Here is a 19,584-nt window from a genome sequence, read left to right as displayed (position 1 = left end):
AACTATAGGTGGTTTTTCGGGGCTGACAAGCGGGTGGCGAAATTTTTGAAGGCGCTGGCCATGCAACTCGAAATATCGTTGCGGAAGTAATCGGCTTGCGGCTTGCATTGATGCGTGCCGTAAGGTTCATCAGTGAAAAATCAGGCGGACGGCACCCCGCTCGAGCGGGTCAGATAGGGCAGGAAATGGATTCAATCAGCGACGAAGGTATTGCCAGACGCACACGTGGTCTCGACCGCGCCTTCGAAATCCTCGATTTCCTGCGCATGAAGCGCGAGCCGACCAAGCCCAACGAGATCGCCGCCCGCATCGGAGCCCCGCGCTCATCGGTCTATGAACTGGTCAACCTTCTCCTGCGCAACGGCATTCTCGAATATGCGGATGGCGAAGGCCGGGTCTATCTCGGCCGCAAGCTCTATTTTCTCGGCGCGGCCTATGAAGACCATTTCGATTTCATGCGCGAATGCGACAAGGTCCTTGCCCAGATTGCGGCAGAGACGCGCGAGACCGCCCAGTTCTGCATGCTGGACGGCAACAAATACACCGTCGTGCGCATGAAGGAGGGAGTCCGGCCCTTCCGGATTTCCTCCGATGTCGGGCGCGCCGTACCGATTCCCTGGACCGCATCGGGACGCCTCCTGCTGTCGCATCTGAGCGACGAGGAGATCCGGGATTTCATTCCGCCCGGCGATTTCCGCCTGCCCAATGGCAACATGCTCGATCCCGGCCATTTCATCGCCGAGGTCCGCCAGGCTGCCGCCGCGGGCGAGTTCACTTTCAACAGCATCGTCGACAGCTTCACCCACTGCTTCGCGGTGCCCGTCTTCGACGGCCAGGATCGCTGCACCGCCACGCTCTGCCTCGTTACCCCGCGCGAGGACGGCATTCGCAACCGCCAGCATTATCTCGACTGCCTGAAGACGGCGGCACTTTCTCTGCACGGCAAGGCCGTCGGCCCGCGCGCAGCGGCCTAGCCTCTTATTTGCCGCCCGTCAGGCTGAGATGATTGAGCAGATAGCGATGGAGTGTCTCCACGGCCGGCGAACTTTGCTCCGTGGCCGAGCGGTAAAGCAGGAGGTCGACACTCGGCAGGGTTGGAAACCCTGCCTGCACGGGCGGTTGGCGCACCCCCGGGACCAGGGCGCTCTCGATCAGCACGGTAACGGCGATTCCCGACAGCACGGCTGTCTGCAAACCGCTGATGCTGTCGCTGACGCAGGCGATCCGCCAGTTCCGCCCGGCCCGGTCGAGCGCCTCGATGGCATAATCGCGATAGATATTGCCGGGCGGCAACAAAGCCATCGGCACAGGGTCTTCCAAATGGGCCGATGAGGTCGCTCCCGTCAGCCAGACCAGTTGTTCGCGCCCGACGACCTGGCCGCCCGTAAAGCCGTCCATGCGCGTCACCAGGGCGATATCGACGCTGCCCTCACGCACACGAGCCACCAGCGGCCTCGACAGGGCGCAACGCAGTTCGATTCGGATATGCGGATAATCCCGGCGAAAGGCACTGAGGATCGGCGGCAGTAGAAAGGTAGCGTAGAGATCGGGAACACCGAAAACGACTTTCTCCTCGGCGGCCGTCGGAGCAAACCGCGCCAGGCACTCGTCGTGGCTGCTCAGGATCTGGCGGGCATGGGACAGGAATACCGTGCCGGTCTCGCTCAATTCGAGCGCGCGCCTGGTGTCGTCGAACAGGGGGCGGCCAATGATTTGCTCGAGTTTCTGGATCTGCTGGGTCACGGCCGATTGCGTGCGTCCCATGCGGCGGGAAGCCTCGGTGAGACTCCCCGTTTCGACCGTCAGGACGAAGGCGCGCAACGAGCGAATATCAAGATAGGTCGACGACATGGCTTCCTCTGCCCGGTCAGGCAAGATGACTATGCCATATGACCTTCGAGCAAGAGATAACCGGGGAGAAGACCGGTGACCACACTGTTGAACAATGCCATCCAGCCGGTCGGACGACCGATCTCCATGCCCCTCACCAGCAACAGGAAGAACATGGCATAGAGAACGGCCCAAAGCAGCCAGCACAACGTGAACCAATGCTCCCAGGTGGTTGCCGCCACCCGGTAATTCTCTATGGCAATCGGCACGAGAATGGCGACCACGGACAGGCAATACCAGCCAAGCCCCCGACCATCATGGCCGTTGATCTGGTTGAAGCCGACCCAGAGGAAAGTAATGCCGAACAAGAGAATCAACGCGGCGGATTTGACCGCGCCGAGGGTAAGCGAACCTCCCACCACCAGATCGAGGCTGACGAGGGCCAGTACGGCGCCAGAGAAGAAGTTCGGCAAGGCGACTTCCCTGTCGCCGATCCGGCCGAGCAGCCACAGGCCGTTCTAGAACAGGACGACGCCGACATAGAGCAGAACCAAGCCTACCAGCATGAGGACCTCCCGATCTCAACTGGCCAGAAGTTCTTTGAGGAGACCGTCGAGAGTTTTCACATCGGCCGGACTAGTGCCCGGCCCGCCAGCGAAGTGCCCCCAGATGCTGTCGATCTGGCGCAATTCAGCGTTGGGCATATGCCTGACCTCATGGATATTGTCTTCTGGTGGGAAATAGAGGTCCGTCGATGCCGGCACGACGAAAGCCTTGGCCTTGATAGCACCGAGCGCCTTTTCGAAATCGCCCTGGAAGAGTTCGTTCTTGGAGATGTCGCCATGCTGCCAGCACCACAGCATGGTCAGGAGGTTGTTGGCATCGCGTGGCAGGAAGATGTCTTCCCAGAATCCCACCAGGAAGTCCTCCAGGCTGGCATAGCCCATCGCCTCGAGGTCGAGCCTTTCCCGATAGAAGGCCTGGCTGAAGCCCCAGCCGGCATAGACGCGGGCCATGGCCCGCAGCCCCCGCGTCGGGGGTGCATCATACCAGCCCTCCTTGAAGGCAGCGTCGGCCGTAAGCGCCGCCTTCACACCTTCCAGGAAGACGAAATTGTGACGCGAGCAGCGTGCCGCGCCCTGGAAGGGCAGGATGCGCTGCACCATGTCCGGATAGAGAGCAGCCCAGTGATAGGTCTGCCCAGCCCCCATGGACCAGCCCGTTACCAGTGGCAGCGTCTCGATGCCGAACTTCTCCGTTACCAGCCTGTGCTGCAGGCGAACGTTGTCATAGGGCGTCACCTTGGGAAAGCGCGCCTTGTTCCAGGGCACGGGCGTGTTGCTCGGCGAACTCGACAGGCCGTTGCCGAGCATGTTGGGCACGATGATGAAGTAACGGTTGGGATCAAGGGCAAGGCCCTCTCCGATCAGCCATTCGTTTTCATAATGCTGGCCGGAATACCAGGTCGGATAGACGATGGCATTGTCGCGCTTGGCATTGAGAGTACCATAGGTCTTGTAGGCCAGTTTGGCCGTGCGCAATGTGGCCCCGGATTGCAATACGACATCGCCAAGATCGTAGATGCTGTAATCTACCATACTCCCTCTCCGATTTTTCTTTTTCACGAAGCACAATCGTGAATTTTAAACGAAGACGATTTAGAGGTACGCCATCTATGTTAGCAAATTAGAAGTATTTATTTCCTGTATTAGGACTACACTCTCGGCCAAATCTCAAAATTTTCCTGTTGATCCCACTGGACGAAATGTCCAGTCGTTCAGGGCGCCCCCGCCTGCTAACCCAAGGACGTGGTCGCAACGCGATTGGTTCTCATCATGGGCGCAGCAGCCGGTTTCCGCTCTTCTCTCACGCTGGTCCGCAAGGCCTGTGCAGCCTGCAACGCGTGCAACGTTCGGCATCAGGCCCTTTGCGCGGCCATGGCCGAGGAAGATCTCCATCGTCTCGACGATATCATGAGCCCGGTGGTTCTCCAGCCCAACCAGACGCTGCTGCGCCAGGGCGATCCCTGCCGCAAGGTGTATTGCCTGGCATCCGGCATGCTGCGGCTGTTTATCGACCTGCCTGACGGGCGACGCCAGATCACCGGATTCCTGCTGCCGGGCGATTATCTCGGCCTGGTCGACGACGACGTCCACTCCCAATCGGCCGAAGCCGTCGTCGCGTCCAAGCTATGCACCTTTCCCATCCGCCAGATGGAACTGGTGATGGACGAATTCCCGAGCCTGCGGGATCGGCTCCATCGCATGACCAGGGCAGCCTTGCGCCAGGCCCATGACAGTCAGCTCATGCTCGGCCGGCTGGCACCGCTCGAAAAGCTGGCCAGCTTCCTGCTCATGCTCGATGCCCGGGCCAGCCATCACCCCCACCGTGGGCGGCTGCTGCAGCTGGCGATGTCGCGGACCGACATCGCCGACCATCTCGGCCTGACCATCGAGACCGTCAGCCGCTGTTTCACCAGGCTGAAGATGCAGGGACTGATCCGCCTGCCCGACGCCCATCTGGTGGAAATTCTGCGCGAGGACCGGCTGGCCGACATTGCCGGCATCGGCATACCCGAGCATTTGCAGTCAACCGCCTGCTAGCTCCACCGGCATCAGGCGACCGTCGACGAGCGCGAGCACCCTGTCGACCGCTCCCGCCGGGATCTCCGCATGGGTGGCGAGGATGACGCTCCGGCCCTTGGCGGCGGCTGCGAGATCGGCGAGAAAACCCACTTCCATGGTGCGATCGAGACCGGTAGTCGGCTCATCGAAGACCAGGATCTCGGCCGGTGACAGCAGGACACGGGCGAGGCAGAGCCGCCGCGCTTGTCCGACGGAGAGGGTACGCCCAGATTCTCCGACGAAGGCATCGAGCCCTTCGGGGAGGCTTCGCACGAAATCGGCGATCCGCGCGGCTTCGAGCGCCGACCAGAGTTCGGCGTCGCTTGCCTCTGCCCGGCCGATCAGCAGATTGTCACGCAGCGAGCCGAGAAAGACGGGTGCGTTCTGGCTCAGCAGGGCGATCCGCGCATGAAGATCGGCCTGGCGAACGGTGCGGATATCCGTGCCGCCCATGGCGATCGAGCCGGCCTGGGGATCATGCAGCCGGAGCAGCAAGGCGAGCAGGGTCGACTTGCCGCTGCCGCTTTCGCCGATGATCGCCACACGTTCGCCGGCTGCGATCGCGAAGCTGAGATCACGCAGCACCGGGCGGGCCGGGTCGAAGCCGAAGGTCACCTGCTTCACGCTGAGCGTTCCACCCGGCAGTGCCACCGGCCGTCGCGGATCGCTGATCGCCGGTGCCATTTGCGCGATCGCCCTTACCCTCTCGGCCGCCGTGACGGCGGCGCCGAATTTGGCGACGCTGCGCACCAGCATCGCCGTCGCCTCGAAACTGGCGAGCACCGCGAGCAGCAGCCCGACGAGCAGAGGGCCGCTGATCTCGGCCCGGCGCAGGGCCTCAATGCCGCACCAGAGCACGCCGACAAGGGCGAGCCCGGCCAGAACCTGAACAGCCGCCGCGGCCAGCAGGCCAGCCCGCCCTGAACGACGCCGGGCACGGGCAAGCCGCTTGGCGGCTCCGTCGAATTCCTGCCTCGCGGCCGCGACCGCCCCGAATGCGACCAGATCGGCATGGCCATCGATGCGATCCAGCATGGCGATACGCAGTGCGGCGGAGGCTTCCACGAGTTCAGCACCCAGCCGGTGCGAGAACAGGATCAACACGGTGGGAACGCCGGCAAGGGCGAGGATCATCGCCATGGCGTAGATCGGGGCGGCGGCCGGCAGCAGAACAATAAGCCCGGCCGTCATGCCGGTCCCGATCAGCAAGGCCGTGAGAATGGGGCCAAACGCCGTCAGGAAGACCGTATCGAGCGTGTCGACGTCGGCCGTGAGACGGCTGACGAGATCGCCATGCCGGAGATCGCGCGCGGGCAGCGGAATCCGGGGAAACAGGCGCGCGAAGAGCCAGCCCCGGAGAGCGGAGAGGAGGCGCAAGGTCGCGTCGTGCCCGACCAGCCTTTCGCCATAGCGCGAAAGGATCCGCATCAGGGACAGGCCTCGGATCAGGGAGGATGGACCGAACAGGTTGAAGCTTGCCGCCGCGGTGGTGAGAGCCGCGGCCGTCAGGAACCAGCCCGAGACCCAGAGCAAGGCGACGCCTGCGGTGAGGGTGAGCACGGACAGGATCAGCGCCAGCCCCATGCGGCCGATATGCTGGCGAAACAACGGCCAGAAGGACAGCAAGGCGGTCATGCGGTCCACCTCGGCTGTTTCTGCAGCCTGCCGCCATGGGGACGGGGCATCGGCAGCAGCTTGCCGCCGACCAGCCGCCAGGCTTCGTCCAGCCGGGCGGCCACGGCGGGCGAATGGGTCGCGACGATCATGGTGCGCCCTTCTGCGAAATCGAGCAGCGCGTCGAGCACCCGGGCTTGGGTCGCGGTATCCAGATGCGCCGTCGGCTCGTCCAGGAGAATCAGACCGGGATCGCGCAGGAACAACCGCGCCAGGGCCACCCGATGTCCCTCGCCGCCCGACAGGCCGACGCCGCCTTCTCCGATCGGGGTGTCGAGGCCTTCAGGCAATTTCGAGGCAAAATCCAGGACGCATGCCTGCGCCGCCGCGCGCGCGATTTCCGCGGCCGAGGCGGCAGGCTTGCCTAGCCTGATATTGTCGGCGATCGAACCGTGAAACAGGCGTGAGCGCTGGCTGATGAAGGCGACACCCGCCCGCAGGCTGGCCTCGTCGATCTCAGCGAGGTCGAACCCGGCGATACGGATGCCCTCCCCCGGTCTCAGGCGAGCCAGCGTTTCCAGCAGGCTCGACTTGCCGATCCCGCTTTCGCCGAACAATGCCAGATGCCGGCCGGCGCCGATCTCCAGGGAGACATCGTCGAGCAGGACACGGTCGCTATCGGGTACCCTGATGGTCAGGTGCTCGACGCGGAGCGGCAACCCGCCGGACAACGAGGGGAGATGAGCGGTCTGCTCAGCGGCGGCACCGGCCTCCGGCAGACCGGCAAAACGCATCTCGATCTCGGCGATGGCTGCCTTGGCGGAGGCCCTGTCGTGGTAATGGGAGGCGAGCTGGCGCAGCGGCTGATAGACCTCCGGAGCCATCAACAGGCAGAACAGACCGGCCTGCAATGTGAGAGAGGAGCCGCGCAGGTCCACAAATCCGAGATAGGTCAGGCCCACATAGAGCGCCACGCCGGCCACGCCGAGGGCCGCGAAGAATTCCAGCACGGCCGAGGACAGGAAGGCGATGCGCAGCACCCGCAGGGTGCGGCGTCGCAAATCCTCGCTCGCCCGTTCGACGTCGCGGGTTTCGAACTCGGCACGGCCGAACAGCTTCAACGTGGTCATGCCGCGCAAGCGATCGGCGAAGTGCCCGGACAGTCTCGTGAGAGCATTCGCCTGGGCCTTGGTCGCCGCCTCCGCTCCCCAGCCGACCAGCGCCATGAACAGAGGGATGAGCGGCGCCGTCAGCAGGAAGAGCAGCCCCACCACCCAATCGAACGGCATGACCGCGGCGGCGAAGGCCAGCGGCAGCACGGCCGCCTGTATGCTCGCGGGCAGAAAGCGGGCAAAGAAGCCGTCGAGTGCCTCGACCTGGTCGACGACCGCGGCGCTCAAGGCGCCGGACGAGCGCGATGCCGACCACTCCAGCGAGCCGGCCGACAATTTCGCTGCAAGCCGGCTACGCAAATCGAATTTGATGCGCTCGGCCGCGACGATACCCGCCTGCTCGCCCAGCGCCGCCAAACCCAGCCTCAAGGCGATCAAGGCGGCGATCGAGAAGATCGCGCTTCCAAGCGCCGCAATGTCCTCTCCTGCCACCACGGCCCGATGCAGCACCGAAGCCAGCAGATAGGCCTGGGCGATTAGGAGCCCCCCCGAGATAAGCGGCAGGATGGCCGCGATCGCCAGTCCGCGCCGTGCGCTGCCGGCGAGATTGGCGAGCGCGGAACGATCCACCCTGCTCGATGCTCCCGCGATCCGGGTGCCGGACGTCTTTCCTACCTGCTCCACACGGGCCTCATCTGAAACCTCCAAGCAACGCGGGCTCCAATAGTTCACCACTGATGCCAGTATATCTACTTCACTTCTTGCGGCACAAAGTGTTGCACACTTTAGATTTTGTCTTGAAAAAGCAAAATCAATCGAAGCACAATCCCACCATCTTTAGCCGCCGCGGGCTGCTTGGGGCATTGATTTCAATCAATGCCCGCCACGGGCAGCCCGTTTAGGAAAACTTGAAACTGGCGCAACGCCAGTATTGGACCGGGTTTGGCGTCTATGATTGATTTCACCATTGTCGATCTGTCGCGACTGCAATTTGCGGCGACAGCCATGTATCACTTCATCTTCGTGCCTTTGACGCTCGGCCTTTCCATCCTGGTGGCCATCATGGAGAGCGTCTATGTGATGAGCGGCAATCCGGTATGGCGCCGGATGACGCTGTTCTGGGGCACGCTGTTCGGCATCAACTTCGCCATGGGCGTGGCGACCGGCATCGTGATGGAATTCCAGTTCGGCATGAACTGGAGCTACTACAGCCACTATGTCGGCGATGTCTTCGGCGCCCCGCTCGCCATCGAAGGCCTGATGGCCTTCTTCATGGAAGCCACCTTCATCGGCCTATTCTTCTTCGGCTGGGACCGCCTGTCGAAGGTGGCGCATCTGGCCGTCACCTGGCTGGTCGCACTGGGCGCCAATTTCTCGGCGCTGTGGATCCTGATCGCCAATGGCTGGATGCAGAACCCGGTCGGCTCGGTCTTCAATCCCGATACGATGCGCATGGAGATCACCGACTTCGTTGCGGTCATCTTCAATCCGGTCGCCCAGGCCAAATTCGTGCACACGGTCAGCGCCGGCTATGTCGCCGGATCGATGTTCGTGATGGCGATCAGCGCCTTCTTCCTGCTGCGCGGACGCCATCGCGAGCTTGCCCGCCGTTCCATGGTGGTGGCGGCGAGCTTCGGCCTCGCCTCGGCCCTGTCCGTCGTCGTGCTGGGCGACGAAAGCGGCTATGTCGCCACCGAGCACCAGAAGATGAAGATCGCCGCCATCGAGGCGATGTGGGAGACCGAGCCTGCACCGGCCGGCCTCACGCTCTTTGCCCTGCCCGACAAGGACGGCAACCGCTACGAGGTCAAGGTTCCCTGGGTGCTGGGCCTGATCACCACCCGCAGCCTGAACAAGGAATTGCCGGGTATCCGGACGCTGGTCGAGCATGCGGAGGTTCGAATCCGCAACGGCATCCAGGCCTCGGCCAGTCTCGACGTCATCCGCAAGGACCCGAACGACAAGGCCGCCCGCGAGGCCTTCGCCAAGCAATGGCCGGATCTCGGCTATGCCCTGCTGCTCAAGCGCTACCGCCCCGACATCCAGAACGCGACGCCCGAGGAGATCCAGCGCGCAGCCCTGGATACGGTGCCCGGCGTGGCGCCGCTGTTCTGGAGCTTCCGCGTCATGGTGGGGCTGGGCTTCTATTTCATCGCCTTCTTCGGCCTCGCCTTCCTGATGAGCTGCCGCCACCGTCTCGGCGAAAACCGGGCCTTCCTGCGCGTGGCCCTGTGGAGCCTGCCCTTGCCATGGGTGGCGATCGAGGCAGGCTGGCTGGTCGCCGAATATGGCCGTCAGCCCTGGGCGATCGAGGGCGTGCTGCCGACCTTCTATGCCGCTTCCGGCCTCACCCTCACCGATCTCGTCATCAGCCTCGGCTTCTTCCTGGCGCTCTATACCAGCCTGCTCATCGTCATGGTCTTCCTGATGGTGAAGACCATCCGCAAGGGGCCGTCCGAGCATAGCGTACTGGACGACGCACCGGCGGGTGCAGGCCCCCTGCCCGAGCCCGCCGTCGCCCGCACGCCGCGCTGAGCCATATCAGGATACGTACCCATGAACACGATCCCCCTCGACTATGAAACCCTGCGCCTGATCTGGTGGGCCTTGCTCGGCGTGCTCCTGATCGGCTTTGCCATCATGGATGGCTATGATCTCGGCATCGGAGCCCTGCTGCCCTTTGCCGCCCATACCGACGAGGAACGCCGCATCCTGATCAACCTGATGGGACCGACCTGGGAAGGCAACCAGGTCTGGCTGATCCTCGGCGGCGGCGCGATCTTCGCCGCCTGGCCGGCGCTCTATGCGACGTCCTTTTCCGGCTTCTATCTGGCGATGATCGCCATCTTGCTGGCCTTGATCCTGCGTCCCGTCGGCTTCAAGTTCCGCGGCAAGCTCCAGGATCCGCGCTGGCGCACCCTGTGGGACTGCGCCCTGTTCCTCGGCGGCTTCGTGCCTGCCCTGATTTTCGGCGTCGCCGTCGGCAATGTCTTGCTGGGCGTGCCGTTCGGCCTCGATGCCACGCTGCGTCCGTCCTATAGCGGCAACTTCTTCGGCCTGCTGCGGCCCTTTGCGCTGCTTGCCGGGCTGGTCAGCCTCGCCATGCTGGTCACCCATGGTGCAACCGTGATTTCGGCCCGCACCCAGGGGCCGATGACGGAGCGCGCGCGCTCCTATGGCCGCCTTGCCGCCCTGGCGACCCTGGTGCTGTTCGGGCTTGGTGGCGTGTGGATCGCCTATGGCATCGAGGGCTATGTCGTCACCAGCCAGCAGGATCCGTTCGGGCCCTCCAATCCGCTGGGCAAGACGGTCGCGCTCGAAACGGGCCGCTGGCTCGCCAACTTCCACAGCCATGGCTGGATGTGGACGGCACCAACCCTAGGCCTGCTCGGGCCACTGGTGGCCTTTGCCGGCCTGTCGGCCCGCATGGGCAAGCTTGCGATCGCCGGCAGCGGCCTCGCCATCATCGGCATCATCGCCACCGCCGGCCTGGCACTGTTTCCCTTCCTGCTGCCGAGCTCGCTCGATCCCAGGGTCAGCCTCACCGTGTGGGACGCCTCCTCCAGCCACATGACGCTCTTCGTCATGCTGCTGGCGACGGCGGTCTTCCTGCCGCTGATCTTGGCCTACACCACCTGGGTCTTTCGCGTGATGCGCGGCCCCGTCACCGCCGACTCGATCGGCCGCAACCCCAACGCCTACTGAGGAGATCGGCTCATGTGGTATTTTTCCTGGATCCTCGGGCTCGGCCTCGCCTGCTCCTTCGCCATTCTCAATGCCATGTGGTTTGAGCTGAGGGAGCAGAAGGTCGTCGCCGCAAAGCCGGCGAACAAGCCCGGCCGTCAACCGATCGGTTGACGGTCACCCAGCCGATCCTGACGGCGGCCCATCAGGCCGACGACGAGGGCCGTCAGCAGGAAGAGCAGCGAACAGACGGCGATCACGCCGAGAAAGGCCCGCTCGAAGGCCGAGCGTGCCAGCCGGGCCAGCATGTCGCCCAAGGGCGAGGGCAAGCCTTCGGCCGCAAGCAGGGCCTCGTCCAGACTGTCGCGCACGGTACCGGCAACCGGCAGGTCGGACGGCAGCACCAGCATCGCCGTGTAGATCGCCGACATGATGGTGCCCATCACGGCAACCCCAAGCGCGCCGCCGAGTTCGTAGGAGACCTCCTCGATAGAAGCGGCCATGCCGGCACGCTCCTCCGGCGCATTGACCATGATCGCACTGGAAGCGGCCGACATCGATGCCCCGACGCCGAACCCCATGGCACTCAGGGCCGTCAGCCAGAGGGCCGCCGTTCCGTCATGCGTCAGCAGGAAGACAGCAAGGCCACCACCGGCCAACGCCAGCGACGTCCAGAGCACGTGGCGGGCCCCGAGCCGCGGCAGAGCAAGGCCCGCGAGCGGCCCCGCCACGATCGATGCCAGGGGAATGGGAAGCAGGAGCAGGCCTGCCTGCAGCGGCGACAGGTTGCGCACCAGCTGCAGATGCTGGCTGAACACCAGTTCCACGCCGATCAAGGCCGCCGAGGAGACGGTAGCGACGATGACGCCGGCGGCAAATTCGGGATTGCGGAACAGGCCGAAATCGATCAGCGGCATCTCGCTCCGGCGCTGCCGCCGCCTGAAAAGGAAGAATGCCAGGGCGCCAAGGAGCCCAGCCGCAAGGGCGGCCTCCCAGCTCGGCGAACGCTTGCCCAGTTCCTTGATGGCATAGGCGGTAGCGATCAGCCCGACCATGATCTGGAGCGAGCCGACGAGGTCCCAAGGATGGGTGGCACGGCCCGGGCGGTTTTCCAGCACCAGCCAAGCCGCCAACCAGGCCACGACCACCACGGGAACGTTGATCAGGAAGACCGAACCCCACCAGAAGAATTCGAGCAGCAGGCCGCCGAGCACGGGTCCGAAAGCCGCGCCGCTCGAGGCCACCGCCGCCCAGACGCCGATCGCAAAGGCCCTTTCCTTCTCACTGGTGAAGGTGACGCGAATGATGGCGAGGGTCGCGGGCATCATCATGGCCGCGCCGACGGCCAGCAAGGCACGGGCAGCGATCAGCACCATCGAACTGGGCGCGAAGGCTGCAAGCAGCGAGGCCGCGCCGAAGGCGATCAGGCCGGCCATGAACAGGCGCTTGGAACCGACGCGATCACCCAGCGTGCCGCAGCCGGGCAGCAGGCCGGCGACGACGAGCGGATAGGCATTGAGGATCCAGAGCTTTTCGGAGGCGGTCGCGGCCAGGTCATGGGTCAGGCGCGGCAGCGCCGTGTAAAGCACAGTCAGGTCGACGACGATGAGGAACAGGGCACTCGAAACGATTGCGAGAACCAGCCAACGATTGTGATATGCCATGATCGAGTTCAGCGTTGAATGAAACTTGTCCGCGCAAAGCGGACCGCTTGCCCACCTCACTCGGTCAATATAAATACATACGTATGGAAACAAAAGAAAGAAGTGGCCTCGGCCGCCCCCGCAGCATCGATCGCAACAAGGTTCTCGATGCGGCGGAAGCCGTGGTGGCGCGCATCGGCCCCGCCGGCCTGACCATCGATGCGGTTGCCAAGGAGGCGGGCATCACCAAGGGAGGGGTGCAATATTGCTTTGGCACCAAGGACGGCCTGCTCAAGGCCATGCTCGAGCGCTGGGCCGAAGGTTTCGACGCCGAAGTTGCCAAGCTCGCGGCCAAACAGCCGGGTCCTTTCGCCATGGTGCGGGCCTATGTCGAGGCCAATCGCCATATCGACGAAAAGGATGCGTCCCGTTCGGCTGCCATGCTGGCAGCCCTGATCCAGAGTCCGGACCAACTGGCCGATACCCGCGCCTGGTACCGCCGTTATCTGGCGGCGATAGACCCGTCTTCTCCCGAAGGACGCAAGGCGCGCCTCGCCTTTCTCGCCTCCGAAGGCATTTTCTTCCTGCACAGCTTTCAATTCGTGCAGATGACCGAAGCCGAATGGCAGGAGATATTCGAGGACATAATGCGCCTGCTGCCGGACAGTCCTGCGTGACGCGGGCGAGTAGGCTGCACGTCAGGCCTCCGAAGCCATGCCAAGGCGAAGCCCGGTGATTTTCCAACCGCCGGCTTGACATATGAGCCAATTCGTTTTTCAAAGGAAATACTTTGAAAATGGATTGCGCGGCCATTGTTGGCGAGCGCCGTCCTTCGATGATGGAGAAAGACCATGGCCTTCACGCTCCCCACCCTGCCCTATGCCATCAACGCCCTCGCCGCACGCGGCATGAGCCAGGAGACGCTGGAGCTCCATCACGGCAAGCATCACCAGGCCTATGTCACGGCCCTCAACGGTTTCGTGGAAAAGGATCCGGCACTCGCGGGCAAGACGCTCGAAGAGATCATCGCCCTGGTCAAGGACAGGCCGGAGGTGGCGCCGGTGTTCAACAATGCCGGCCAGCATTGGAACCACATTCACTTCTGGCAGGCGCTCAGCCCGAATGGTGGCGGTATTCCTGGCAGACTGCAGGCCAGGATCGATGCCGATCTCGGCGGCACCGAGGCTTTCAAGGAAGCCTTCAAGACGGCGGCGACCACGCAGTTCGGCTCGGGCTGGGCCTGGCTCATCGCAGGCAAGGACGGCAAGCTCAAGGTGACCAAGACGCCCAACGGCTCCAATCCGCTGGCCACCGGCGAAGGTACGCCCCTGCTCGGCCTCGACGTCTGGGAGCACAGCTATTATGTCGACTTCCGCAACCGGCGCCCCGACTATGTCACGAACTTCCTCGACAAGCTGGCCAATTACGAGTTCGCGGAAGCCAATCTGGCGGCGCTTTGACGGCTGGCTGCGGCCTGTCGGGCGGAGCGGGAGAAGGTAGCATGCGCGAGATCGACCGTTCCGCCCCCATCACGCCGATGGCATGGACGTTGCCGCGCCGGCCTCCCATCGACCGGTCGGAATTCGCCGAGACGATGTCGAACCTGGCGGCGACAGTGTGCGTCGTCGCCGGCCATTGGCAGGGTGAACGCCAGGGGCGCACGGCAACGGCCGTGCTTTCCCTTTCGGCCGAACCACCGTCTCTTCTGGTTTCGATCGACCGGACATGCCGCCTGGCCGAGCTCATTCTTGCCTCGGGTCGTTTTTCCGTGGCGATGCTGGCGAGCGAGCAGGAGACCATCGCCGATGCTTTCGCCGGCAAGCTCGGCGGCATCGATCGCTTCAGCATCGGCGACTGGCAAAATTGGGAATCCGGTACGCCACGCCTGTCCTCGGCCGCCGCGTCCCTCGATTGCGAATTGATCGGCAGCATGTCGGTTCCCACGCATCTCGTCATCGCGGGCGCGATCGTCGGAACCGAACTGGCGAAGACGACGGTCCCGCTGCTCTGGCACCGGCGGCAATACCACCGGCCGGCCCCGCTTTCGGGATGGCCGACACTCTCGATCGAGGAGCCGCAGCCATGGCCGACTCCGGCGGATTGATCGCCCGTCTCGAACAGCAGATTGCCTCCGGCCGCGACAATGCCCTTGCGCGCTTCACACTCGGCCGAACCCGGCTGGAACAAGGCGACCCGGCCGGAGCGATCCTGCACCTCACGCAAGCCGTCGCCCTGAAAGCCGATTATGCCGCCGCCTACAAGCAGCTTGGTGCCGCCCATGCCAAGGCAGGCAATGCGCCGGAGGCGATGGCCGTCTGGGGCAAGGGCTGCGCCGTTGCCCGGGACAGCGGCGAGTTGCAGGCCCTGCGGGAAATGACATCGCTGCTCGGCAAGCTGAAGCGGCGCCATTCGACCTGAGCCCTCGATCGCGCACCATTACTCGGCGGCATCGATCGCCTGCGTCGCCTCCTTGGGCGTTGCCCCTAGGGTTGCCGCCCAGAACACCAGGGTGGCCGCCGCGATGGCCGCACCGAGCAGGCTGACGCCGGTCCAGCCGGTATAGGCATAGACCACCGTCGAGGACGACGAGCCGACGGCACTGCCGATCGAATAGAACACCATATAGCCGGCGGTCAGCCGGCTCTGCGCCTCGGGCCTGACGCGGTAGATCATGCCCTGATTGGTGACATGCACGGCCTGGAGGCCGAAATCGATGACGAGAACGCCGAGGACCAGCCACAAGATGGAACAGGGCAATAGCCCGATCGGCAGCCAGGCAAGCAGCATCAGGCCGAGTGCGATGCCGGTCACGCGCTGCCCGTAACCGCGATCGGTCCAGCGTCCCGCCCTGGAGGCCCCGAGGGCCCCGGCCGCGCCGGCCAGGCCGAACAGGCCGATCACGCTGTGCGAGAAGGAAAAGGGCGGCGCGCTCAGGGGCATCACCAGAGGCGCCAGCAGCGTGGTGATATCGGCGAAGATCAGCAAGGCGATGACCGCGCGGATCCGCAGCACCGGTTCCTGCACGAACAAGGTGAAGAGAGAGGCGATCAGCTTGGGGTAGGCCAGGCGCTGCGCTGGTCGCTGTTGAGCCGGCAGCATCTTCCACAAGGCCAGGACGATGGCGAGCGTGGCCACCGCGGAGACGACATAGACGGTGCGCCAGCCGGAGAGATCGGTGAGCACGCCGGCTACGGTTCGGGCCAGCAGAATGCCGAGCACGATGCCGCTGGTGACGATACCGACCACCTCGCCGCGTGCCGATGGCCGTGCCAGGCTGGCGGCATAGGCGACGAAAGCCTGGGTGACCACGGCCAGCAGGCCCATTACGACCATCGAGGCGAGCAGCATGGCACCGCTCGAGGCAAAGGCGATCGAGATGAGAGCGAGCACGCTGAGCAGAGACTGTCCGATGACCAGCTTGCGCCGGTCGACCAGATCCCCGATCGGCACCAGCAGGATGAGGCCTAAGCCATAGCCGAGCTGGGTCGCACCGACGATCAGGCCGGCGGTGGCACGCGACAGGCCGAGATCGTCCGCCATGACGTCGAGCAAGGGGTGGGCAAAATAGGCATTGGCGACGGCAAGGCCGCTCGCCACCGCAAAAAGTAGAATGAGAGAACGGGACAGCAGCATGGAGGGCTGTGGCGCACCGTCATTCAATGCCGCGGCGCGGGAGGACCCCAATTCCACGTCCGAGGGCATGGCAAACTCCATCTCAAATAGGTTTAATAATGAAACCATTTGCCTCATAGATGATGAAGTTTTATGATGCAACCGAAATTGAAAAGGCATTCGGAAACAACCAGGACGATGGTCAAGCGCAAGAGCCTTACCGGGGACTATTGTCCGAGCGCGCGCTCGCTCGACGTGATCGGCGACTGGTGGTCGCTGCTGATCGTGCGCGACGCCTTCGACGGGCTGACGCGTTTCGGCGAGTTTCAGAAGAGCCTCGGCATCGCCAAGAATATCCTGTCCGAGCGCCTGAAGACCTTGGTCGCTCGGGGAATTCTCAAATCCGTGCCGGCAGCGGATGGCGGCGCGCACCAGGAATATCACCTCACCGAAATGGGGCGGGATCTCTTCCCGGTGATGGTCGCCTTGCGCAAATTCGGCGAGGCGCATCTGTTCGCGCCCGGCGAGCCGCATTCGCGCCTGGTGGAACGCGAGACCGGACAGGCCATCCAGCTCGAGATCCGTACCAGCGACGGACGTGCCGTCGATGCCAAGGACGCCGTCATCCTGAAGGTCGAGGAAGACGGCGCGGCATGATTGAAAGCCGGCAGGCTTGACCTTGCCCCTGGGGCCGCCTCGATAAGAGGATGGTCAGCCAGCCAGGGGTGATTCATGCCGGCATCAGTGCGCTTCCTTAATCCATCCGAAGCCGCCCGGCGGCTGGGCGTCTCGGCCAAGGCCCTGCGGCTCTACGAGCACAAAGGCCTGCTCGCGCCACCCCGTACTGCGGCGGGCTGGCGGGTCTATGGCCCCGACGAGATGCGCAGGGCACGCGTGATTGCCGAGCTTCGCACACTGGGTTTCCCCCTTGCCGGGATTGCACGGCTCCTGAACGGAGACGGCCGGGAACTGGATGCCGCACTCGCGGCCCATCAGTCGGCCGTGCAGGAGCGGCTCAAGGGCCTTGCCGCCACGCTCGCAGCACTCGGAAGCCTGCGAAGCGGTCTTTCACGCTCGCCGGCATGCACGGTTCGAGACCTCATGCGAGGGCCGCTCGCGGCCCGGCCGCCAGCCATCGCCTTCGACCTGCCCTGGCCTTGGGGTGGCGAACGCTTCGAGATGCAGGACATCAAGCCACTGACCTACATCGTCGGCCCGCTCGGCTCCGGCAAGACCCGGCTCGCCTTGCGGCTGGCCGAAACCCTGCCGAACGCGGCGTTTCTCGGCCTGGAACGCCTGTCCGACGGCGCTGCATGGCGGGATGTTCTGGCAGCCGATCCGGCTCTTCGCGCCCGCGTCGAGCACAGGCTGGAGCAGCTCGTCGGTTTCGCGCGCCAGGCTCCCCTCCTCTTTTCATGTTGACCCGATCCCGTGCCATCCTGGACCTGGCGAATGTAGGCGGGGACGAGGCCGTCATCCTGTGTCCGGCCAATCACAGCCCTCCCGCGCTGGTCGCAGCCCTTCCCGGTTTCCCCGGCTACGAGGCCGTTGCCAGTTGCCTTGCTTCTCCCGAGGTTCGAGCCCGCACAGAAGGGGTCATAGCCTGGCGATCAGGGCATGGAAGCCAGCCCGCCGCCCCGTCCCTGCTCAAGCCCGCGGATATGTGACTGCAGCAGGGTGGCCGCGCGGCCGGCGTCACGCTGCCTCAGGGCATCGAGGATCTGCCGGTGGGCGTGACTCGTGCCGGGCCGCCAACCGGCGGTGCGTGTTGCGGCGAAGATGATGCGTGAATTGGCGAGTTGCAGTCCGTCCAGCATGGCCAGCAGCCGGGGCATGCGGCATGGCGCCACGATCTCCCGGTGGAAAGCCCGGTTGGCGAGCTCCCATGCCTCGATAGTGTCAGCCCGGTCGCCAGCCTGAAGCGCCCGCTCCATTCGCTCCAAGCTCACCGCATTCAGCCAGGGAATAGCCTGGCTGACGGCCAACACTTCAAGGTTCGCGCGGATCTCGACGATTTCCCGCGCCGCCTTGCGGTCGAGCGGTGCCACCCGCATGCCGCGCCGGGGCTCGCTGACGGCAAGCCCCTGGGCGCGCAGCAGTTGGAAGGCCTCGCGAGCGGGCACATGGCTCGCCTCGAACTCCGCCGCGATCTTGTCCTGCCGGAGCGGTGTGCCAGGCCCCAGTTCTCCGCGCACGATGCGCTCGGCCAGGGTGCGCGCGATGCGCTCGGCGACGGTTTCAGCCATGGCAGCTCCATAGATTATCTATGATAAAATCAGATGCATCCTCTCTTCGCAACTTTATGATGATTCCAGATAGATAGATTTCAAATTTTATCTATAATTTGAGGCGCCCGATGTTTGGCTGCCTCTCCTTCCCAGGCTCGCATCTCCCCCATGGGATCCGCGAGCGGTCACGCGAGGAGACGATATGCACGATCAGGTATCGACAGTTCAGAGCCGTGAAACTACAGCCGGTATCCTCGGTTCGGGCGCTGACAGCGTTATCCCCCTGGCCTGGAACCGTGCCGATGCACGTGCGATCTATGACCTGCCGTTCAACGACCTGCTGTTTCGCGCCCAGACCGTTCATCGTCGGCATTTCGATCCCAACCGCATCCAGCTCAGCAAGCTGCTCAGCATCAAGACGGGGGGCTGCCCTGAAGATTGCGGCTATTGCAGCCAGTCCGCCCATCACGACAGTGGCCTGAAGGCCTCCAAACTCCTTGAGGTGCAGCGGGTGATCGAGGAGGCGCGCCAGGCCAAGGCGGGCGGCGCCACGCGCTATTGCATGGGCGCGGCCTGGCGCAGTCCCAAGCAGCGCGACATGGCCATGCTCGTCGCCATGGTCGAAGGCGTGAAGTCGCTCGGCATGGAGACCTGCATGACGCTCGGCATGCTGTCGCCCCAGCAGGCCGGAACGCTCGCCGAGGCCGGGCTCGATTATTACAACCACAATATCGATACCTCCGAGCGCTTCTACCCCGAGGTGATCACCACCCGCAGCTTTTCCGAGCGGCTGGATACACTCGCCAATGTGCGCGAGGCCGGCATCAAGGTCTGCTCCGGCGGTATTCTCGGCCTCGGCGAGGCGGTGGATGACCGCATCGACATGCTGGTGACGCTCGCCAACCTGCCCGAGGCGCCGGAAAGCGTGCCGATCAACATGCTCATCCCCGTGCCCGGCACCCGGCTGGTGGATACCCCGCCGGTCGATTCCATCGAGTTCATTCGCGTCATCGCGCTCGCCCGCATCCTGATGCCGACCTCTCATGTACGCCTCACCGCGGGACGCACTGCGATGAGCGACGAGATGCAGGCGCTGTGTTTTTTCGCAGGCGCCAATTCCATCTTCGTCGGCGACACGCTGCTCACCGCCGCCAATCCGGGCGACGACAAGGACACCAGCCTGATGCGCCGCCTTGGCCTCACGGCCGCGCGCATAGAGGACGCCCCGTGAGCGTTG

20 protein-coding genes are annotated in these 19,584 nt (G+C 64.2%); 12 read left to right on the top strand and 8 right to left on the bottom strand.

Annotated features, from left to right (window positions below):
- Positions 1–185: 185 nt before the first annotated feature.
- A complete protein-coding gene (locus U1R88_RS02835) occupies positions 186–974 on the top strand; it encodes an IclR family transcriptional regulator (RefSeq protein ID WP_068282735.1) in 789 nt (262 codons plus the stop codon).
- Positions 975–978: 4 nt separating this feature from the next.
- On the opposite strand, the gene U1R88_RS02830 is transcribed toward U1R88_RS02835, so the two are convergent.
- The 3 genes from U1R88_RS02830 to U1R88_RS02820 all read right to left on the bottom strand — a co-directional run bounded on the left by U1R88_RS02830 (position 979) and on the right by U1R88_RS02820 (position 3,428).
- On the bottom strand, positions 979–1,851 hold the full coding sequence (locus tag U1R88_RS02830; protein WP_322429871.1) for a LysR family transcriptional regulator: 873 nt from the start codon (positions 1,849–1,851) through the stop codon (positions 979–981).
- A 29-nt stretch (positions 1,852–1,880) separates the two neighbouring features.
- Positions 1,881–2,336 (bottom strand): AmiS/UreI family transporter, encoded by a 456-nt coding sequence (locus U1R88_RS02825; protein ID WP_322430496.1) that lies wholly within the window; start codon positions 2,334–2,336, stop codon positions 1,881–1,883.
- Positions 2,337–2,411: 75 nt separating this feature from the next.
- Positions 2,412–3,428, bottom strand: a complete 1,017-nt coding sequence (locus U1R88_RS02820; RefSeq protein WP_322429870.1) for an alpha/beta fold hydrolase — start codon at positions 3,426–3,428, stop codon at positions 2,412–2,414.
- Between the two features lie 237 nt (positions 3,429–3,665).
- Here U1R88_RS02820 and U1R88_RS02815 point away from each other — a divergent pair, with 237 nt between their 5' ends.
- A complete protein-coding gene (locus tag U1R88_RS02815; protein ID WP_322429869.1) occupies positions 3,666–4,433 on the top strand; it encodes a Crp/Fnr family transcriptional regulator in 768 nt (255 codons plus the stop codon).
- Here U1R88_RS02815 and cydC read toward each other — a convergent pair.
- Together cydC and cydD are read right to left on the bottom strand one after the other, a co-directional pair.
- Positions 4,419–6,089, bottom strand: a complete 1,671-nt coding sequence (gene cydC / locus U1R88_RS02810; protein WP_322429868.1) for a thiol reductant ABC exporter subunit CydC — start codon at positions 6,087–6,089, stop codon at positions 4,419–4,421. The two genes, U1R88_RS02815 and cydC, sit on opposite strands and share 15 nt — an antisense overlap.
- The gene (gene cydD, locus U1R88_RS02805; RefSeq protein WP_322429867.1) at positions 6,086–7,810 is read right to left on the bottom strand and encodes a thiol reductant ABC exporter subunit CydD; all 1,725 of its coding nucleotides are present in this window, start codon (positions 7,808–7,810) and stop codon (positions 6,086–6,088) included. Before cydD ends, cydC begins: the two co-directional genes overlap by 4 nt.
- 321 nt (positions 7,811–8,131) lie before the next feature.
- On the opposite strand from cydD, the gene U1R88_RS02800 reads away from it, so the two are divergent.
- The 3 genes from U1R88_RS02800 to cydX are packed head-to-tail and all read left to right on the top strand — an operon-like array spanning position 8,132 to position 11,038.
- Positions 8,132–9,715, top strand: a complete 1,584-nt coding sequence (locus U1R88_RS02800) for a cytochrome ubiquinol oxidase subunit I (RefSeq protein WP_322430495.1) — start codon at positions 8,132–8,134, stop codon at positions 9,713–9,715.
- Between the two features lie 21 nt (positions 9,716–9,736).
- Positions 9,737–10,885 (top strand): cytochrome d ubiquinol oxidase subunit II, encoded by a 1,149-nt coding sequence (gene cydB / locus U1R88_RS02795; protein ID WP_322429866.1) that lies wholly within the window; start codon positions 9,737–9,739, stop codon positions 10,883–10,885.
- Between the two features lie 12 nt (positions 10,886–10,897).
- Positions 10,898–11,038 (top strand): cytochrome bd-I oxidase subunit CydX, encoded by a 141-nt coding sequence (cydX, locus tag U1R88_RS02790; protein ID WP_322429865.1) that lies wholly within the window; start codon positions 10,898–10,900, stop codon positions 11,036–11,038.
- On the opposite strand, the gene U1R88_RS02785 is transcribed toward cydX, so the two are convergent.
- Positions 11,023–12,528, bottom strand: coding sequence for an MFS transporter (locus U1R88_RS02785; protein WP_322429864.1), 1,506 nt, complete (start codon positions 12,526–12,528; stop codon positions 11,023–11,025). The two genes, cydX and U1R88_RS02785, sit on opposite strands and share 16 nt — an antisense overlap.
- Positions 12,529–12,611: 83 nt before the next feature.
- Here U1R88_RS02785 and U1R88_RS02780 point away from each other — a divergent pair, with 83 nt between their 5' ends.
- The 4 genes from U1R88_RS02780 (at position 12,612) to U1R88_RS02765 (ending at position 14,925) form a co-directional block, all read left to right on the top strand.
- Positions 12,612–13,184 carry a TetR/AcrR family transcriptional regulator gene (locus U1R88_RS02780; RefSeq protein WP_322429863.1) on the top strand — a complete coding sequence of 191 codons (573 nt, stop codon included), beginning with the start codon at positions 12,612–12,614 and terminating at the stop codon, positions 13,182–13,184.
- Between the two features lie 174 nt (positions 13,185–13,358).
- Positions 13,359–13,967 carry a superoxide dismutase gene (locus U1R88_RS02775; RefSeq protein ID WP_322429862.1) on the top strand — a complete coding sequence of 203 codons (609 nt, stop codon included), beginning with the start codon at positions 13,359–13,361 and terminating at the stop codon, positions 13,965–13,967.
- A 41-nt stretch (positions 13,968–14,008) separates the two neighbouring features.
- Positions 14,009–14,611, top strand: coding sequence for a flavin reductase family protein (locus tag U1R88_RS02770; protein WP_322429861.1), 603 nt, complete (start codon positions 14,009–14,011; stop codon positions 14,609–14,611).
- The gene (locus U1R88_RS02765) at positions 14,590–14,925 is read left to right on the top strand and encodes a tetratricopeptide repeat protein (RefSeq protein ID WP_322429860.1); all 336 of its coding nucleotides are present in this window, start codon (positions 14,590–14,592) and stop codon (positions 14,923–14,925) included. Before U1R88_RS02770 ends, U1R88_RS02765 begins: the two co-directional genes overlap by 22 nt.
- Before the next feature lie 18 nt (positions 14,926–14,943).
- Here the strand turns inward: U1R88_RS02765 and U1R88_RS02760 are convergent, their stop codons facing one another.
- Entirely contained in the window at positions 14,944–16,140 is a 1,197-nt protein-coding gene (locus tag U1R88_RS02760) for an MFS transporter (protein ID WP_322430494.1), read from the bottom strand.
- Positions 16,141–16,317: 177 nt separating this feature from the next.
- Here U1R88_RS02760 and U1R88_RS02755 point away from each other — a divergent pair, with 177 nt between their 5' ends.
- Both U1R88_RS02755 and U1R88_RS02750 read left to right on the top strand, forming a co-directional pair.
- A complete protein-coding gene (locus tag U1R88_RS02755; RefSeq protein WP_322429859.1) occupies positions 16,318–16,776 on the top strand; it encodes a winged helix-turn-helix transcriptional regulator in 459 nt (152 codons plus the stop codon).
- Between the two features lie 75 nt (positions 16,777–16,851).
- Positions 16,852–17,541, top strand: coding sequence for a MerR family transcriptional regulator (locus U1R88_RS02750; RefSeq protein ID WP_322429858.1), 690 nt, complete (start codon positions 16,852–16,854; stop codon positions 17,539–17,541).
- Between the two features lie 188 nt (positions 17,542–17,729).
- Here U1R88_RS02750 and U1R88_RS02745 read toward each other — a convergent pair whose 3' ends face one another.
- Positions 17,730–18,365, bottom strand: coding sequence for a GntR family transcriptional regulator (locus tag U1R88_RS02745; protein WP_322429857.1), 636 nt, complete (start codon positions 18,363–18,365; stop codon positions 17,730–17,732).
- Positions 18,366–18,549: 184 nt separating this feature from the next.
- Here U1R88_RS02745 and bioB point away from each other — a divergent pair, with 184 nt between their 5' ends.
- Positions 18,550–19,578: a biotin synthase BioB gene (gene bioB, locus U1R88_RS02740; RefSeq protein ID WP_425545376.1), complete on the top strand. Its 1,029-nt coding sequence runs from the start codon at positions 18,550–18,552 to the stop codon at positions 19,576–19,578.
- Positions 19,579–19,584: the final 6 nt, after the last annotated feature.

It is taken from the genome of Labrys sedimenti (genome assembly GCF_034424805.1).
GTDB lineage: Bacteria > Pseudomonadota > Alphaproteobacteria > Rhizobiales > Labraceae > Labrys > Labrys sedimenti.
The sequence above is the reverse complement of the archived record's forward strand: the minus strand, read 5'-3'. Positions and strand labels throughout refer to the sequence as shown.

What these genes read in the sequence shown, in the direction of transcription:
- U1R88_RS02760 (WP_322430494.1), bottom strand. Translation starts at nt 16,140, where the DNA reads ATGCTGCTGTCCCGTTCTCTCATTCTACTTTTTGCGGTGGCGAGCGGC.
- U1R88_RS02755 (WP_322429859.1), top strand. Translation starts at nt 16,318, where the DNA reads ATGGTCAAGCGCAAGAGCCTTACCGGGGACTATTGTCCGAGCGCGCGC.
- U1R88_RS02820 (WP_322429870.1), bottom strand. Translation starts at nt 3,428, where the DNA reads ATGGTAGATTACAGCATCTACGATCTTGGCGATGTCGTATTGCAATCC.
- U1R88_RS02745 (WP_322429857.1), bottom strand. Translation starts at nt 18,365, where the DNA reads ATGGCTGAAACCGTCGCCGAGCGCATCGCGCGCACCCTGGCCGAGCGC.
- U1R88_RS02750 (WP_322429858.1), top strand. Translation starts at nt 16,852, where the DNA reads ATGCCGGCATCAGTGCGCTTCCTTAATCCATCCGAAGCCGCCCGGCGG.
- cydX (WP_322429865.1), top strand. Translation starts at nt 10,898, where the DNA reads ATGTGGTATTTTTCCTGGATCCTCGGGCTCGGCCTCGCCTGCTCCTTC.
- U1R88_RS02770 (WP_322429861.1), top strand. Translation starts at nt 14,009, where the DNA reads ATGCGCGAGATCGACCGTTCCGCCCCCATCACGCCGATGGCATGGACG.
- U1R88_RS02785 (WP_322429864.1), bottom strand. Translation starts at nt 12,528, where the DNA reads ATGGCATATCACAATCGTTGGCTGGTTCTCGCAATCGTTTCGAGTGCC.
- cydC (WP_322429868.1), bottom strand. Translation starts at nt 6,089, where the DNA reads ATGACCGCCTTGCTGTCCTTCTGGCCGTTGTTTCGCCAGCATATCGGC.
- U1R88_RS02800 (WP_322430495.1), top strand. Translation starts at nt 8,132, where the DNA reads ATGATTGATTTCACCATTGTCGATCTGTCGCGACTGCAATTTGCGGCG.
- U1R88_RS02815 (WP_322429869.1), top strand. Translation starts at nt 3,666, where the DNA reads ATGGGCGCAGCAGCCGGTTTCCGCTCTTCTCTCACGCTGGTCCGCAAG.
- U1R88_RS02780 (WP_322429863.1), top strand. Translation starts at nt 12,612, where the DNA reads ATGGAAACAAAAGAAAGAAGTGGCCTCGGCCGCCCCCGCAGCATCGAT.
- U1R88_RS02775 (WP_322429862.1), top strand. Translation starts at nt 13,359, where the DNA reads ATGGCCTTCACGCTCCCCACCCTGCCCTATGCCATCAACGCCCTCGCC.
- bioB (WP_425545376.1), top strand. Translation starts at nt 18,550, where the DNA reads ATGCACGATCAGGTATCGACAGTTCAGAGCCGTGAAACTACAGCCGGT.
- cydB (WP_322429866.1), top strand. Translation starts at nt 9,737, where the DNA reads ATGAACACGATCCCCCTCGACTATGAAACCCTGCGCCTGATCTGGTGG.
- U1R88_RS02765 (WP_322429860.1), top strand. Translation starts at nt 14,590, where the DNA reads ATGGCCGACTCCGGCGGATTGATCGCCCGTCTCGAACAGCAGATTGCC.
- U1R88_RS02830 (WP_322429871.1), bottom strand. Translation starts at nt 1,851, where the DNA reads ATGTCGTCGACCTATCTTGATATTCGCTCGTTGCGCGCCTTCGTCCTG.
- U1R88_RS02835 (WP_068282735.1), top strand. Translation starts at nt 186, where the DNA reads ATGGATTCAATCAGCGACGAAGGTATTGCCAGACGCACACGTGGTCTC.